The 13,934-nt window shown below is 66.3% G+C and carries 13 protein-coding genes; 8 read left to right on the top strand and 5 right to left on the bottom strand.

Going from position 1 to position 13,934, the window contains the following annotated elements; all coding sequences use genetic code 11:
- Nucleotides 1-49: 49 nt before the first annotated feature.
- On the bottom strand, nucleotides 50-1,060 hold the full coding sequence (locus DM816_RS08240) for a LacI family DNA-binding transcriptional regulator (RefSeq protein ID WP_117209551.1): 1,011 nt from the start codon (nucleotides 1,058-1,060) through the stop codon (nucleotides 50-52).
- Between the two features lie 43 nt (nucleotides 1,061-1,103).
- Nucleotides 1,104-2,681: a hypothetical protein gene (locus DM816_RS08245; RefSeq protein ID WP_162907230.1), complete on the bottom strand. Its 1,578-nt coding sequence runs from the start codon at nucleotides 2,679-2,681 to the stop codon at nucleotides 1,104-1,106.
- Between the two features lie 197 nt (nucleotides 2,682-2,878).
- On the opposite strand from DM816_RS08245, the gene DM816_RS08250 reads away from it, so the two are divergent.
- From DM816_RS08250 to rhaI, 7 genes are read left to right on the top strand one after another with little or no spacing between them, the layout of a single operon-like run.
- Nucleotides 2,879-4,147, top strand: a complete 1,269-nt coding sequence (locus DM816_RS08250) for an ABC transporter substrate-binding protein (RefSeq protein WP_162907231.1) — start codon at nucleotides 2,879-2,881, stop codon at nucleotides 4,145-4,147.
- A complete protein-coding gene (locus DM816_RS08255) occupies nucleotides 4,144-4,989 on the top strand; it encodes a carbohydrate ABC transporter permease (RefSeq protein WP_117209554.1) in 846 nt (281 codons plus the stop codon). Before DM816_RS08250 ends, DM816_RS08255 begins: the two co-directional genes overlap by 4 nt.
- A complete protein-coding gene (locus tag DM816_RS08260; protein WP_211588591.1) occupies nucleotides 4,986-5,816 on the top strand; it encodes a carbohydrate ABC transporter permease in 831 nt (276 codons plus the stop codon). The genes DM816_RS08255 and DM816_RS08260 overlap by 4 nt, the downstream gene beginning before the upstream one ends.
- A complete protein-coding gene (locus DM816_RS08265; protein WP_117209556.1) occupies nucleotides 5,813-6,316 on the top strand; it encodes a hypothetical protein in 504 nt (167 codons plus the stop codon). Before DM816_RS08260 ends, DM816_RS08265 begins: the two co-directional genes overlap by 4 nt.
- The gene (gene arfA / locus DM816_RS08270; protein WP_117209557.1) at nucleotides 6,309-7,778 is read left to right on the top strand and encodes an arabinosylfuranosidase ArfA; all 1,470 of its coding nucleotides are present in this window, start codon (nucleotides 6,309-6,311) and stop codon (nucleotides 7,776-7,778) included. The genes DM816_RS08265 and arfA overlap by 8 nt, the downstream gene beginning before the upstream one ends.
- A 9-nt stretch (nucleotides 7,779-7,787) precedes the next feature.
- A complete protein-coding gene (locus DM816_RS08275; protein WP_117209558.1) occupies nucleotides 7,788-8,120 on the top strand; it encodes an L-rhamnose mutarotase in 333 nt (110 codons plus the stop codon).
- Nucleotides 8,117-9,277: an L-rhamnose isomerase gene (gene rhaI / locus DM816_RS08280; RefSeq protein WP_117209559.1), complete on the top strand. Its 1,161-nt coding sequence runs from the start codon at nucleotides 8,117-8,119 to the stop codon at nucleotides 9,275-9,277. The genes DM816_RS08275 and rhaI overlap by 4 nt, the downstream gene beginning before the upstream one ends.
- A gap of 116 nt (nucleotides 9,278-9,393) precedes the next feature.
- Here the strand turns inward: rhaI and DM816_RS08285 are convergent, their stop codons facing one another.
- Nucleotides 9,394-9,849: a GNAT family N-acetyltransferase gene (locus DM816_RS08285; RefSeq protein ID WP_117209560.1), complete on the bottom strand. Its 456-nt coding sequence runs from the start codon at nucleotides 9,847-9,849 to the stop codon at nucleotides 9,394-9,396.
- 10 nt (nucleotides 9,850-9,859) lie between these two features.
- Nucleotides 9,860-10,843 (bottom strand): nitrilase-related carbon-nitrogen hydrolase, encoded by a 984-nt coding sequence (locus DM816_RS08290; protein WP_117209561.1) that lies wholly within the window; start codon nucleotides 10,841-10,843, stop codon nucleotides 9,860-9,862.
- 171 nt (nucleotides 10,844-11,014) lie between these two features.
- Here DM816_RS08290 and DM816_RS08295 point away from each other — a divergent pair, with 171 nt between their 5' ends.
- Nucleotides 11,015-12,520 (top strand): hypothetical protein, encoded by a 1,506-nt coding sequence (locus tag DM816_RS08295; protein ID WP_211588592.1) that lies wholly within the window; start codon nucleotides 11,015-11,017, stop codon nucleotides 12,518-12,520.
- Nucleotides 12,521-12,575: 55 nt separating this feature from the next.
- On the opposite strand, the gene DM816_RS08300 is transcribed toward DM816_RS08295, so the two are convergent.
- A complete protein-coding gene (locus DM816_RS08300; RefSeq protein ID WP_162907232.1) occupies nucleotides 12,576-13,868 on the bottom strand; it encodes an ATP-grasp domain-containing protein in 1,293 nt (430 codons plus the stop codon).
- Nucleotides 13,869-13,934 lie beyond the last annotated feature (66 nt).

The raw sequence follows: 13,934 nt of genomic DNA on the forward strand, positions 1-13,934 counted from the left end.
GCCCACGGAGGCCGGCGATGCACGGGCACGAGAATCGTGAGAGTCGAGCTCAACGCGCGCTCGAGTCGCGTACCACCAATTCGGGCTCGAACACGACCTGCCGGTGCCGATGGTTTTCGCCATCATTGATTTCGCCGTAGAGCAGCTCGGCGGCCGTGCGCCCGAGCAGCTCGCGCGGCTGGGCCACGGACGACAGCGGCACGGCCGCGGCGGCCGCGTATTCGATGTCGTCGTATCCGACGATCGCCACATCACCGGGCACGGCCAGCCCGCGCCGGGTCATCTCCTGCAGCACGCCCAGCGCGAGCAGATCGTTGGCGCAGAACACGGCCGTGGGCCTGCGGCCGGCCGGCAGATCGGCGATCTTCTCGCCCGCCATGCGCCCAAAAGCGGTCGTCAGAGCGGGCATCTCCAGCACACTGAGCTTGACGTCACGGCGTTCGGCGGCGACCGCGGCCGCACCGGCGTGCCGGTCGGCCACCTGGGCGATGGATGTGGGCCCGCCGACGAAGGCGATGAGCCGGTGCCCGGTCTCGATCAGGTGGGTGACCGCGAGCCGCCCGCCGAGCACGTCGTCGACCGCGACCGAGCATCGGTTGCGCGTGCGCGATCCCCGGTCCACGAGCACCACCGGTATCCCGTTGCGGATCAGCTGTTCGAGCCGCTCGTTTGACCCGTTGTCCACCGGCGTGATCAGGATCCCGCGCACCCGTTGCTCTTCCAACTGGTCGAGATGCCGCCGCTCACGCACGGGGTTTTCGTCGCTGTTGCAGACGATCACCATGGCGCCGGAGTTGTCGAGCGCCGCCTCGGCGCCGCGCACCACGTCCGTGAAGAACGGGTTGGCGACGTCGAGGACGACGACCGCGACGGTGCGGCTCTGCCCGGCCCGCAGTTGCCTGGCCGAGTCATTGCGCACATATCCAAGTGTGGTTATCGCGTCGAGCACCCGCTGTCTGGTCGCGGGCGCCACCAGATCCGGCCGGTTGAGCACGTTGCTCACGGTGCCGATGGACACCCCGGCCCGGCGGGCAACCTCCTTGATGCTGCTGGTTGCCATGCGAGAACGATATTCGACCCTTGAAACGTGTCAAGGACGAGGGTCATCTCGTGCCGAACACCGACACCTCCGCGATTTTGCCTGCGCCGATCGGCTTGACGCGGACATAACGCCCGAGCCCGGTGAACTCGACGCGGCCCGCTCTGCCCTGTGCGGCCTGGATCCACTCATGCCCGTCCATGGAGGTCTGCACCAGGAACCGGCCCGACGCCGTCACCCCGGTCAGCTCACGGATGCGCCCCAGATCGACGACCGTCCACGGGCCGTGCCGCCGCGAGGTCCCGTTGAACTCCAGGGGGATCTCCTCGGCCGTGTAGCGCGTGTAGTTGTACAGCTTCTTGGACTGCGGCAGCGGCCGGCCGGTCACCTTGGCCGCCAGGTCGCACGGACCGCTGGCATACACATACACCGCCTGACCCATGACATAGGTGAGCACCTCTGTCCGGTCGTCGCCGCAGATGTCGCCGCGGATCATGCGCCCGTCCACCGGGAACGTGGCCACCCGGTTGCCGTGCCCGTCCCAGATGCCGGCGATGACACCGCACCCGCGGTTCCACGAAAGCAGGTGATCGCCGTATTTGCCGTCCCAGTTGTGCAGCGGCTCCACCACCGAGCCCCAGCAGCCGACGCTGTTTCGCTGCTCCTTCCACAGCAGCTCGCCGGTTGACGACACGACATACATCGCGTCCTTGCCCGCGGCGGAGGTCCGGTTGACCCGGTCGAGCCCCGCGACCTCAAGGCCCGGCAGGTCGGGGCGGAAGTCGCCGAGGCCGACCTGCTGCGCTTCGACCGCGTCGAGGTTGCGCCAGAGAAGATTTCCATTTGAGCGGTACACATTCGTGCTGTCGCCGCCCCGGCCGGCCCCGCCGAACAGGATGTCCTCGTGCCCGTCACCGTCCAGGTCGCCCACGCCGAGGGAGTCGGGATGGTCGGCCATGTCGGCGGTCCACAGGCGCACGCCGTCCGGCGTCAGGAAGTCGTAGCCACCCACGAGCTCCTGCCGCCCGTCGTCGTCGAAGTCGTGCGGGTATGGCCGGTGCCCGGTCACGCCCCGGTGCGTCCACAGTAGACGGCCCTGGTCGTCGACCGCCCACATCTGGTTGTACCGGTCCTTGAGCAGGATGTCCTGCGGTGTGGGCGTGCCGCGGAAGTTCGCGATGACGATGGTGTCGTGCGCCTGCGGGTGTGGCAGCGCGAACGAGCGCACGAACCCGCCGGTCCGCCCGTCGAACACGCGGAACTCGTTGTCCATCACGGCAAGGATGTCGTTGTCGCCGTCGGCGTCGAGGTCGTAGATCTCGGCCGGGATGTCGGTGCCGTTGTTGGTCACGCGCGGGTCGGGCGTGCCGATCTGCCAAAGCATCTGGCCGGTCCCGATGTCGTACGCGGTGAGCGCCTGGGTCTGGCGTCCGATGAACCGGTCGTCCGCCGAATAGGTCGGCTGCATGAGCACGAGGTCCAAGCGCCCGTCTCCGGTGACGTCGCCGAGTAGCGCGCGGGCGCCGGTGCCCGCCGCGCTGGTGTCGAAGCTTGTGACAAGCTGGGGTTCAAGCGATGGTGAAGGGGCAGGAGCGACAACGAACGTCGCTACGAGCCCGGCCAGCGCGAGGTGTTGGATCATGGCCCACCTTCAAGAACGTTTCAACCGTTGAACTACTTCACAAAGCGGCTGGTATTGACGTTCGTTCCGGGCATCGTGTCACGCCCCGATCGTCAGCGGCAAACGTCCTGCTCGTTAACGGTGCTCTTGACAGCCATCAGCGGCGGGCATACGTTCGCACTTCAAAGCGGCTGGTCGAATCGTTTCAAGGAGAGGGCATGCGTTCTTTATCCCGGGTCGTCGCCGTGGTGGCCCTCCTAGCGGCGGCGGCGTGCAGTTCCAACGAGCCGAGCGGTGGTGGCGATGTCACCATTCGCTTTGACTGGTGGGGCAACCCCGACCGCGCGGAGGTCACCGAGAGGGCGGTAACCCTGTTCGAGGAGAAAAACCCGACCATCAAAGTGGACACGTCCTACGCGGAGTTCAACGCCTACTTCCAGAAGCTCGCGACGCAGGTCGCTGGCGGCGGCGCACCGGACGTGTTCCAAATGGACTATCGCTACGTGCGCGAATATGCCGACCGCAACCAGCTCGCCCCGCTCGACAGCGGACCGTCCAAGGTGGACACCTCGCTGGTCACCCAGCAGTTGCTGTCCGGCGGCACGGTCAACGGCAAGCTCTACGGCATCCCGCCGACGCAGAACACGCAGGTGTTCAGCTATGACTTCAAGCAGTGGGAGCAGTCCGGCGCGGCCGCACCCAAGGACGGCTGGACCTGGAACGACCTGAAGGCGTCCGCGCAGAAGGTCAGCGACTCCACCCAGGGCAAGGTCAAGGGCATCGTCGACTTCGGCGGCATCGAGGACTGGTTCGAGGTCTGGCTGCGCCAGCAGGGCAAGACCCTCTACACCGCCGAGGGCAAGATCGGATACACGGCTGCCGACGTGCAGAAGTGGTGGGAGATGACCGACGGTTGGCGGCGCAGCGGCGCCTCCACCCAGGCCGAGCTCACCACGAAGATGGACGGTTCGCAGGCCAACGACCCGGTCACGCAGAAGCTCGCCTCCAGCGGCTTCGGCTACGACAGCGGCTTCACCGCCAAGACCTGGGAGATCATGGGGCGCGAGTTCAAGCTGCACCCCTTCCCGAGCGACAGCAGCAAGCTGGGCCAATACGCCAAGCCGGCCATGATGTTCAGCATCGCGCAGAGCTCCAAGCACAAGGAGGCGGCGGCCAAGCTGATCAACTTCCTGCTCGGCGACCCGGAGGCCGGCAAGATCCTGGGCATGTCGCGCGGGCTTCCGGCCAACGCGAAGCTGCGCGAGGAGGTCGGCAAGACGCTGACCGGTCCGCCCGCGGTGGGATTCCAGTTCGAGCAGTCCGTCGGGTCCAAGCTGGAGCAGGCCCCGCCGCCCCCGCCGAAGGGCGCGGGGACGGTGAAGTCCACGTTCCAGCGCATCTACGATGACGTGATCTTCCAGCGGATGCCCATCCCGCAGGCGGCCCAGAAGTTCATCTCCGAGGCCCAACAGGCGATCACCACATGAGCAAAAGCACCAAAGCACGGGGACAGGGAGTGGCCTACCTCTTCCTGTCCCCGTGGGTCATCGGCGCGCTGCTGCTCACCATCGGGCCCATGCTCGCCTCGCTGTATCTGTCCTTCACCGACTACGACCTGTTCTCCACGCCGAATTGGATCGGGCTGGAGAACTATCGCCGCCTGATCGAGGACGATCCGCGGTTCCTCACCGCGATCTGGGTGACCCTCAAATACGTCGCCCTGTCGACTCCGCTCAAACTCGTCGCGGCCCTCGCGGTCGCGATGCTGCTCAACCGGGCCAGCCGGGCACAAGGCTTCTACCGCTCGGCGTTCTACGCACCGTCGCTGCTGGGCGCGAGCGTGGCCGTGGCGCTGGTCTGGCGGGTCATCTTCCAGGACTGGGTGGCCGACCCCGACCGCTCGCTGCTGGTCATCGTCACGCTCGCGGTGTGGCAGTTCGGCGCGCCGATGGTGATCTTCCTGGCCGGGCTCAAGCAGATCCCGAAGGAGCTCTACGACGCGTCCGCCGTGGACGGTGCGGGTTGGTGGCGCACGCTTTGGTCGGTCACGATTCCCATGCTGTCACCCGTTATCTTCTTCAATCTGGTACTGGAGACGATCCACGCGTTCCAGGCATTCACCGGCGCTTTTGTGGTCAGTGGCGGGCGTGGCGGGCCGAGCGACTCGACCCTGTTCTACACGCTCTACCTGTATCAGAAGGGCTTCACCGAATATCGCATGGGCTACGCGTCGGCGATGGCGTGGCTGCTCGTGCTCGTGATCGCGCTCATCACCGCGCTGCTGTTCCGTACCGCGCGCAAATGGGTCTTCTATGCGGGGGAACGATGAAACGCCTTGGCTGGCACGGGGTTTGCGTCGTGCTGTTGGTCATCCTGCTCTACCCGGTGGCGTGGCTGCTGGTGTCTTCGGTCAAGCCGGCCAACGAGATCCTGTCGGACATGACCCTGTCGCTGGTGCCCGATCGGTTCGCCTTCGGCAACTACACCGAGGTGTTCAAGGGCGCGGCGGGGATCGACGTGTGGACCTTCCTCAGCAATTCGATGGTGATCTCGGTCGGATCGGTAATCGGCAACGTCCTGTCGTGCGCGCTTGCCGCGTACGCGTTCGCGTGGCTGCGCTTCCGGCTGCGCGGGGCGATGTTCGCGTTCATGATCGGCACCATCATGCTGCCGATCCACGTGCTGCTCATCCCGCAGTACACCATCTTCCAGCGGCTGGGCATGATCGACAGCTTCTGGCCGCTGGTGCTGCCCAAGCTGCTCGCCACGGACGCGTTCTTCATCTTCCTCATCGTGCAGTTCATGCGCGGCCTGCCGCGTGAGCTTGGCGATGCCGCGCGCATCGACGGCTGTGGCCCCATCCAGACGTTCCGCTACGTCGTGCTCCCGCTGAGCAAGCCGGCGCTGGTGACCACGGCCATCTTCACGTTCATCTGGACCTGGAACGACTTCCTGAGCCAGCTGATCTATCTGAATACGCCGGACAACTACACCCTCCCGCTGGCGCTGCGGCTCTTCATCGACCAGACCAGCGAGACGTCGTACGGCGCGATGATGGCCATGTCGGTGCTCACGCTGCTGCCGATCGCGCTGTTCTTCTTCGCGTTCCAGCGGTTCCTGGTCCAGGGCGTGGCGACGACGGGAATGAACGGATGAACCCGACGTTCCGCCGCTTCGCCGACTGCCTGCTCCTGGGCGTGTTCACGGCGTTCGCGTCGATCCTCGTGGTCACGGCCTATCCCGCGCTGGTGACGGCGTGTTCGATGCTGCGCGACGATGAGCCCGTGGGACCGATACGCTTCGCCCGCCGGCTGCTCACGACGCTGCGCGCGGCGTGGCTGCCGGCGTTGGCGTTCCCGCTGCTGCTCCTCGACGTGGCGGCGCTGCGGGCGGGTGTGCCGGGTGCTTGGGCCCTGGCTGTCGTGCTCGGTGTGGTCGTCGTGATTGGATTGCGCGGGGCGGCGGTTTGGCACCCCTCGTTGAGCTGGGCGGGGGTGGCGCGCGACGCGTGGCGTGATCCGTCCGGGTCCGTGCTCATGGCGCTGGCCGGGGCGGGCGCGGCGGCGATCGTCGCGCTCGTGCCTGTGACCGCCCTGCTTGTTGGCGGGCCGTTGGCCAACGCGCTGGTGGCTGTCGAAGGGAGAAGGCGTGGCTGAGGCGCACGCGTCGCTGAGGTTCGATCCGTCGTTCGCGGTGGGCGACGTCAATCCGCACCTGTTCGGGTCCTTTGTGGAGCATCTTGGGCGGTGTGTCTACACCGGGCTGTACGAACCGGGGCATCCGACGGCCGATGAGGATGGGCTGCGCACCGACGTGCTGGCGCTCATCCGTGAGCTCGGCGTGACGCTCGTGCGCTATCCGGGCGGCAACTTCGTCTCCGGCTATCGGTGGGAGGACGGGGTCGGCCCGGTCAGCGAGCGGCCCAGGCGGACTGACATGGCGTGGCACTCGATCGAGACCAACGAGTTCGGGCTGGGCGAGTTCGCGCGGTTCGTGGCCAAGGTGGGCGCGGAGCCGATGATGGCGGTCAACCTGGGCACGCGCGGGGTTCAGGAGGCGTGCGACCTTCTCGAATACAGCAACCTCACGGGTGGCACCGCGCTTTCCGAGCTGCGGCGCGCGCACGGGGCGAAGGACCCGTACCAGATAAAGCTCTGGTGTCTTGGCAACGAGATGGACGGGCCCTGGCAGATCGGCTACAAGACGGCCGAGGAATACGGTCGGTTGGCGGCGCAGACGGCGCGGGCGATGCGCCTGCTCGATCCGAGTGTGCGGCTGGTGGCCTGCGGGAGTTCGGGTTCGGGCATTCCGACGTTCGCGGAGTGGGAGCGGGTCGTGCTCAAGCACGCCTACGACTCGGTGGACTACATCTCGTGCCACGCCTATTACGAGGAACACGACGGCGATGTGGGCACTTTCCTCGCCTCCGCTGTGGACATGGAGCGCTACATCCAGGCCGTCGTCGCGACGTGCGACCACGTGGGCGCGGTGGTGCGCTCCCAGAAGCGCATCGACATTTCGTTTGACGAATGGAATGTCTGGTACATGAACCGGCCCGCCAATCCGTGGCCGTCGGACTGGGTCGTGGCTCCGCGACTGCTCGAAGACGTTTACACGGTGACGGACGCGGTGGTGGTCGGGAGCCTGCTCATCACGCTGCTGCAGCACTGCGACCGGGTCACGGCCGCGTGCCTGGCGCAGCTGGTCAACGTGATCGGCCCGATCATGACCGAGCCGGGCGGGCCGGCATGGCGGCAGACAACGTTCTACCCGTTCGCGCAGGCGTCGCGATTCGGGCGGGGGAGCGTGTTGCGCACGCTGGTGGACGGGCCCACTTATGAGACTTCGAAGTTTGGGGACGTGCCGGTGGTGCATGCGACGGCGGTGTCCAACGAGGACGGTGGGGTCACGGTGTTCGCGGTCAATCGCGACACTGAGAATCCGGTGCGGCTCTCGCTTGACGGTCCAATGCGGACTGTCGTGTCGCACTCCGTTCTGCGCGACGACGATCGGCACGCGGTCAACACGCTGGACAATCCCGATCGGGTCAAGCCTTCGGCCGGGGACGGCGTCACTCTGCCGCCCCTGTCCTGGAACACCATCCGGCTCACGGCATAGGGAGGAAACGTGCGTCGCGTCTGCTTCACGCTTCAGGTCCGGGCGGATCGGCTGGAAGAGTACCGGGAGCGCCACGCCGCCGTGTGGCCGGAGATGCTCGCGGCGCTGCGCGACGCGGGGTGGCACGACTACTCCCTCTTCTTACGCGAGGACGGGCTGCTGGTCGGGTACCTGATGACGGAGGACTTTCAGGCCGCGCTGGACGGGATGGACCGGACCGAGGTCAACAAGCGCTGGCAGGCCGAGATGGCGGAGTTCTTCGAGGGCGGGCGGCCCGACCGGCAGATGCACGTGCTTCAGGAAGTGTTCAATTTGGAGAGCCAGCTGGGAGGCACGGCATGACTGGGGAGGTCAAACGGGCGCTGCGCGCGTTGCGGATCGAGACGCCATCGTGGGCGTTCGGCAACTCGGGGACCAGGTTCAAGGTCTTCCCGCAGGAGGGCGTGCCGCGCACGCCGTTTGAGAAGGTCGAAGACGCGGCGGCGGTGCACCGCTTCACGGGCGTGGCGCCGAGTGTGGCGTTGCACATCCCGTGGGACGCGGTGCCGGACTACTCGCAGCTTGTGGAGCACGCTCGCTCGCTGGGCGTGCAGCTGGGGACCATCAATTCGAATGTGTTCCAGGACAACGACTACAAGCTGGGCAGTGTCACCAATCCCGATCCGGGTGTGCGGCGCAAGGCCATCGGGCATCTGCTCGAATGCGTCGACATCATGGACCAGACCGGGTCACGGGATCTGAAGCTGTGGTTCTCCGATGGGACCAACTATCCGGGGCAGGACAACATCCGGGCACGGCAGGACCGGCTCGCGGAGGCGTTGGCGCAGACCTATGCGCGGCTCGGCGAGCACCAGCGGATGTTGTTGGAATACAAGCTGTTTGAGCCCGCGTTCTACATGACCGATGTCCCGGATTGGGGCACCGCCTATGTGCACTGTGCGACGCTGGGGGAGCGGGCGCGCGTGGTCATCGACACTGGGCACCACGCACCCGGTACCAACATAGAATTTATTGTCGCTTTTCTCTTGCGGGCCCAAAAGCTGGGCGCTTTCGACTTCAATTCGCGGTTCTACGCCGACGATGACCTGATGGTCGGCTCGGCCGACCCGTTCCAGCTGTTCCGCATCATGCACGAGATTGTGTTGGCAGACGCGCTGGATCCGGCCGCGGGCATCGTGTTCATGCTCGATCAGTGTCACAACATCGAGCCGAAGATTCCGGCCGTGATTCGTTCGGTGATGAACGTGCAGGAGGCGACGGCCAAGGCGTTGCTGGTGGACCGCGCGGCGCTGCAGGCGGCCCAGGATGAGGGTGATGTGCTGGGCGCCAACGCGGTTTTGATGGACGCATACAACACCGACGTGCGGCCGCTGTTGCGGGAGTTGAGGGAGGAGATGGGACTCGATCCGAACCCCGTCGAGGCATATAAGCGCTCCGGATACTTCGAGAAGATCCGCGAGCAGCGGGTCGGCGGTCAGGCCGCGGGCTGGGGAGCGTAGCTCGGCCGTCGGCGTTGCGGCCGTCGACCTCGGTCGAGGCTACCGCCCTCGGAAACGCCTCATCCAAGCCCGCGCCATCGGCCTCGGCCGTGCCGCCGCTGATGCTCAAGATGCGCCTATCGCGGGGGGCGCAGGACGTAGCGCAGGAAACCGCTGTGCGGTGTGTACTTGTCGTACAGCGAGCGGGCGCGGTAATTGTCCTCCCTGGTGTGCCAGTACAGCTGGTACCAGCCCTGCGCCTGAGTCTCGGCGAGCAGCCAGTCGATGAGCAGCTTGCCCACGCCGTGCCCGCGTGCGCCGGGATCCACGAACAGGTCTTGCAGATAGCACGCCGGCGTGAGGGCGGACGTGTTCTCGTGGATCACGTAGTTGGCCATCCCGATCACGCCATCGTGCGGATCGTCCGCGACGATGGCGTGGACGGCGGACGTGTCGTCGAGGATGCGTGACCACGTGTGGCCGGTGATGTCGGCGATCGCTTCGCGTTCGTAGAAATGGTTGTAGCCGTACCAGAGTTCGCGCCAGCGGGCTTCGTCGGATGGGCGGGCCGGGCGGATGACAGGAGTGGTCATCCGCCCAAGGTTAACGATCGGACGGGGTGACATCGAGCTCGTCTACGGTCGGGTCCAGCCTCGGGTCCTCGTTGACGTGTAGTGCGAAGATGTCCGGCCGGGCGTAGTGGCCCACGACGTCGAAGTCGAACCGTGCCCGCGGGATGTCGGCGAGATCGAGCTCGGCGGTCAGGATGCCCTCGCCGCCGCGTAGGGGTCCGGCCAGCACCTCACCCAGCGGGGAGACGATCACACTGCCGCCGTCGATGAGCACCGTGCCCGGCTCGTTGCCCTGCATCGGCGTAACGTCGTCGGGATAGTCGGCACGCACCACGAACTGCGACGCGCTGAGCACGAAACAGCGGCCCTCCAGCGCGATGTGCCGCATCGTTGCCGGCCACGTGTCCCGGTCGTCGACGGTGGGGGCGCACCACACGGTCACGCCCTTGGCGTACATGGCCGTGCGGAACAGGGGCATGTAGTTTTCCCAGCAGATCGCCGCACCGAGCACCGCGTCTCCCATCGGCACGGCAGGCATCGTGGACCCGTCGCCGTAGCCCCACAGGAAACGCTCGGCGGCGGTCGGCACCAGCTTGCGGTGCACACCGGCCAGGCCCGTCCGCGGGTGGAAGAACAACGCATCGCAGTAGAGCGTGCCGGACCGCCGTTCGACGGCGCCGACCACCAGGTGCACGCCGAGCTCGGCGGCAAGGCCCGACAGGTGTGCGGTTTGCGGTCCCGGCACCTCGATCGCCGAGGCCGCATAGCGGCGGAAGTGTTCCCTGCCCGCATGCGAGCGGGAGCCGACGTACACGTCGAAGTTAAGCCCTTTCGGGTATCCCCCGAGGATCGCCTCCGGAAGGACGATGAGCCGCGCCCCGTCCGAGGCCGCCTTTCTCACATACTGCTCGATCTTTTCCAGCGTCCTGCCGGTGTCGAAGAGGAACGATCCAATTTGCACCACAGCCGCGGTGAACTTGTCGCCGATGGGTACAGCGTGGCTGGTGTCCTGCATTCCTGAGTGACCATCCATTTCGGATCAACAATGTGTTTGCCGAACTTCATCGCTCAAGTATGCTAGCGACCATGTTGGCAACGTGTCGCCGGGGGGAGCCATTCGCGCAATATCGATAAGTTGCGATGAACACTTCGCAACCGTATCCTCACTACGGGTACCCGGCCTGCCGTGCTGAGGAAGACTATGGACGCCCGCATCGAGCACCACCGGTATGTCACTCACCAACGACTCCGCCACTATCTGGGAGAGAAGAACTCCGCCGCGGCGATGCGGGCCATGGAGCGCCTGCGTGCGCAATTGGCACGAACCGCTTCGCCGCGTGAGCATGCGCGCGTGCTGCTGGCCTACGGCGGGGGCAAAGACAGCTCCTACATGGTGGCCTTCGCTCGGCTGGTGCAACTGCTGATGGCCGAGACGCACGGGCAGACCATCCAGCTGCGCGTGATTACCAATCGGCACGCCGGGATGCCACGGGCCGTGCTCGACAACATCGCCCGGACCTACGATGCCCTCGCTTTCCAAGGCGACCCGGATGTCGAGATGCTGTTGCTGGACGGCGAGCGCGTAAGTGAATTCTCCGCCGATCTTCCCATGCCGGCAGAGCTCATCGAACGCAATCGAATAGACATTCTCATGGCGGGCCACCGCTGCTACGGCGACGGCCGGCCCACCTTCTGCAACGCTTGCAACCTGAGCATGGTCTCCGCCTTCGCGATCGGCGCCGCCCACGGCGACGGCGTCGATGTCGTGATCACCGGCGATTCGTTGCGCGAGCAGGCCGCATACCTCGCCTGGGTCCGGCGTTTGGCGCGGCAGCTCCACCTGCCGGTGCGGCAACTGCGCGACTTCAAGTCCTTTGTGGAGGCCGTAGATGGCATATCGAGCGAATATTTCGCCGACATCCGCAGGGATGGCCCTCCTCGCCGCGACCTCGGGCCGGCCCAGCCGGTGTTCTTCTCCATATATCAGGACACCGCCTACGAGGTGGCGGATCACTGGGACCTGCTCACCGAGTTCCTCGGTTTCGTCTTCGACGATCTCGCGTTCAGCTTCACCGAATCGGACTGTGCCAACCCGGCGCTGATGGCGCATCTGCGCGGGCTGCGCTCCGAGCATGTGATCGGCACGGGATATGACACCGGCGTGGATGAGTACGTCACCTTCGCCACCAATCTGATGCGCGTCAAGAAGTTTCCCGAGACACTGATCGAAACGATGCACCGCCGATACGCCACCCCCGGTGGCAAGAGGCTGATGCATCGGCGCATTACGGACTATGCTGCCGAGGCGTTCGGGCTGACCGCGGAGCAACTGGTGTGCCTGGTGTACTCGCCCTTCGCACAGGGTGGCCGGCATCTTCGCCGCTACCTGAGTGCCGAGTGCCCGGCGCTGTCGCCGATGATCGACGAGATTCGCGGTCTGCTCGCCTCCGATCGACCCGTCAGCGACGAGTTCGCCGGCCTCGCTCGGGACCTGGAGCGGCAAAGCGGGCTGAGCCTGCGCCATCTGAGGATCCTCTATCGGTCGGCACTGGCCGCGGCCACACCGGGCGAGGCGGCCGGGCCGACCACGCCGATCGGGCTCATTCTCGCCGACGACCCGCACAAGGGCCTTGTCCTGACGCGGAACTCGCCCGTCGCGCCCTACATGCTAGGACCGATCTCCGGCCGATAGCCGCACCCGCACAAAGGCCCTGTCGTGACGCAAAACTCGCCCGTCGCCCTAGACGCTAGGACCGATCTCCGACCGGTAACCGCACACGCTTCGGCGTGCGGCACGAATTCAGCAACTCCACCACAACGCGAGGGTCCCGCGCGGACACGACGACCCGGCCGACGGCGCCCGCATGCCGCACCACGTCGGAGCGCAGGGTGGCGGGGAGCTCGCGCTGCCAATCCTGCGGCAGCGGTGGTGGCGCGAACCGCTGGACCTCAACGCGCGCGCCGAACGCCGGCTCGACCGCCTCGGCCGCGAGCAGCTGCTCGGCCCGGCGAAGCGTCAAGTGGCCGGCATAGCGGTGATCGGCCTGCGGCCGGGGTGGGTTGGGCGATGTGCCAAGGTGCGCGGCGAACGTCTCCTCCGCCCAGCTGCGGCCGGCGACGCGATCGACAAGCTCGACGACCCTCATGCCGGACAGCCGGAATCCCATCTCCAGCAGATGGAGCGTGTCGCCGGTGCGGATGAGGTCAACGTGGAAGGGGCCCTGCCGGTATCCCACGGCCGATACGCAGTTTCGGACAAAGTCATGAAGCGCGTCGTCGGCCTCGGAGCCCGGATGTGCCACATGACCGGACTCACGAAAACTGCTGAGCGGACCGCCGGACTCCGGCTCCACCGTGGTCAGCTTCTCGCAGTAGGTCAGGATTTCCGGCACGCCGTCACGCGCGATGGCCTGCACCGAAAGCTCCACACCCGGCAGGTATTCCTCGACGACCCATCCCTTGAAGGTGCCACCGTCGTAATTGTTCACCCCGGTCAGCGCCGCTCGGGCATGCGCGAGATCGCGCGGATCGCTGACCATGACCACGCCCAGACCGCCGCCGCCGTCATCGGGCTTGACCACAATGGGGAAGGTCAATTGCCGGGCGGCCGCCTCCAGCTCCGCCAGCGAATTCGCCAAGGCGTATCGCGGCTGGCGCACCGACGGGCGCATGAGCGTGAGCGCGGTGCGTTGGGCCTGCTTGTATGGCGCTCGAAAGGTCGGCGACTGTCCGGCCGGTTTCGCCCGCAACGCCTGCGCCGCAACGTATGCCGAGGACACGTAGCGTTCAAAGCCGGCAAGCACGAGTGCCGGTGGTTGACCCAGCGCGCGCAGCGCGGCGATCAGTTCCTCCGGCGCGGCGGGTCGCTCGACCGGAAGTGTCAGATCATAGGCACGGCGGCCGAGCACTTCGCGCCAGCGCAGATAGTCGGGGGTTTCCACGAGAACGGCGGTCATGCCGCGACGCCGCGCCGCGTCGAGGTAGGGGTCGAGGCCATCGCGAGTGGCGCCGATCTGGATGAACATGCTTTCGGCCGGCATACGCATTTCCTCTTCCAGCCTGGCGGCCGGTTGATGAGCACGGTTCGGGAACCACCATATCGGCAT

This window comes from Allorhizocola rhizosphaerae, assembly GCF_003426775.1.
GTDB classification, from domain to species: domain Bacteria; phylum Actinomycetota; class Actinomycetes; order Mycobacteriales; family Micromonosporaceae; genus Allorhizocola; species Allorhizocola rhizosphaerae.

Coding starts and splice junctions, on each gene's coding strand:
- DM816_RS08285 (WP_117209560.1), bottom strand. CDS start 9,849: ATGACCACTCCTGTCATCCGCCCGGCCCGCCCATCCGACGAAGCCCGC.
- DM816_RS08290 (WP_117209561.1), bottom strand. CDS start 10,843: ATGCAGGACACCAGCCACGCTGTACCCATCGGCGACAAGTTCACCGCG.
- DM816_RS08250 (WP_162907231.1), top strand. CDS start 2,879: ATGCGTTCTTTATCCCGGGTCGTCGCCGTGGTGGCCCTCCTAGCGGCG.
- DM816_RS08245 (WP_162907230.1), bottom strand. CDS start 2,681: ATGATCCAACACCTCGCGCTGGCCGGGCTCGTAGCGACGTTCGTTGTC.
- DM816_RS08300 (WP_162907232.1), bottom strand. CDS start 13,868: ATGCCGGCCGAAAGCATGTTCATCCAGATCGGCGCCACTCGCGATGGC.
- rhaI (WP_117209559.1), top strand. CDS start 8,117: ATGACTGGGGAGGTCAAACGGGCGCTGCGCGCGTTGCGGATCGAGACG.
- DM816_RS08265 (WP_117209556.1), top strand. CDS start 5,813: ATGAACCCGACGTTCCGCCGCTTCGCCGACTGCCTGCTCCTGGGCGTG.
- DM816_RS08260 (WP_211588591.1), top strand. CDS start 4,986: ATGAAACGCCTTGGCTGGCACGGGGTTTGCGTCGTGCTGTTGGTCATC.
- DM816_RS08240 (WP_117209551.1), bottom strand. CDS start 1,060: ATGGCAACCAGCAGCATCAAGGAGGTTGCCCGCCGGGCCGGGGTGTCC.
- DM816_RS08255 (WP_117209554.1), top strand. CDS start 4,144: ATGAGCAAAAGCACCAAAGCACGGGGACAGGGAGTGGCCTACCTCTTC.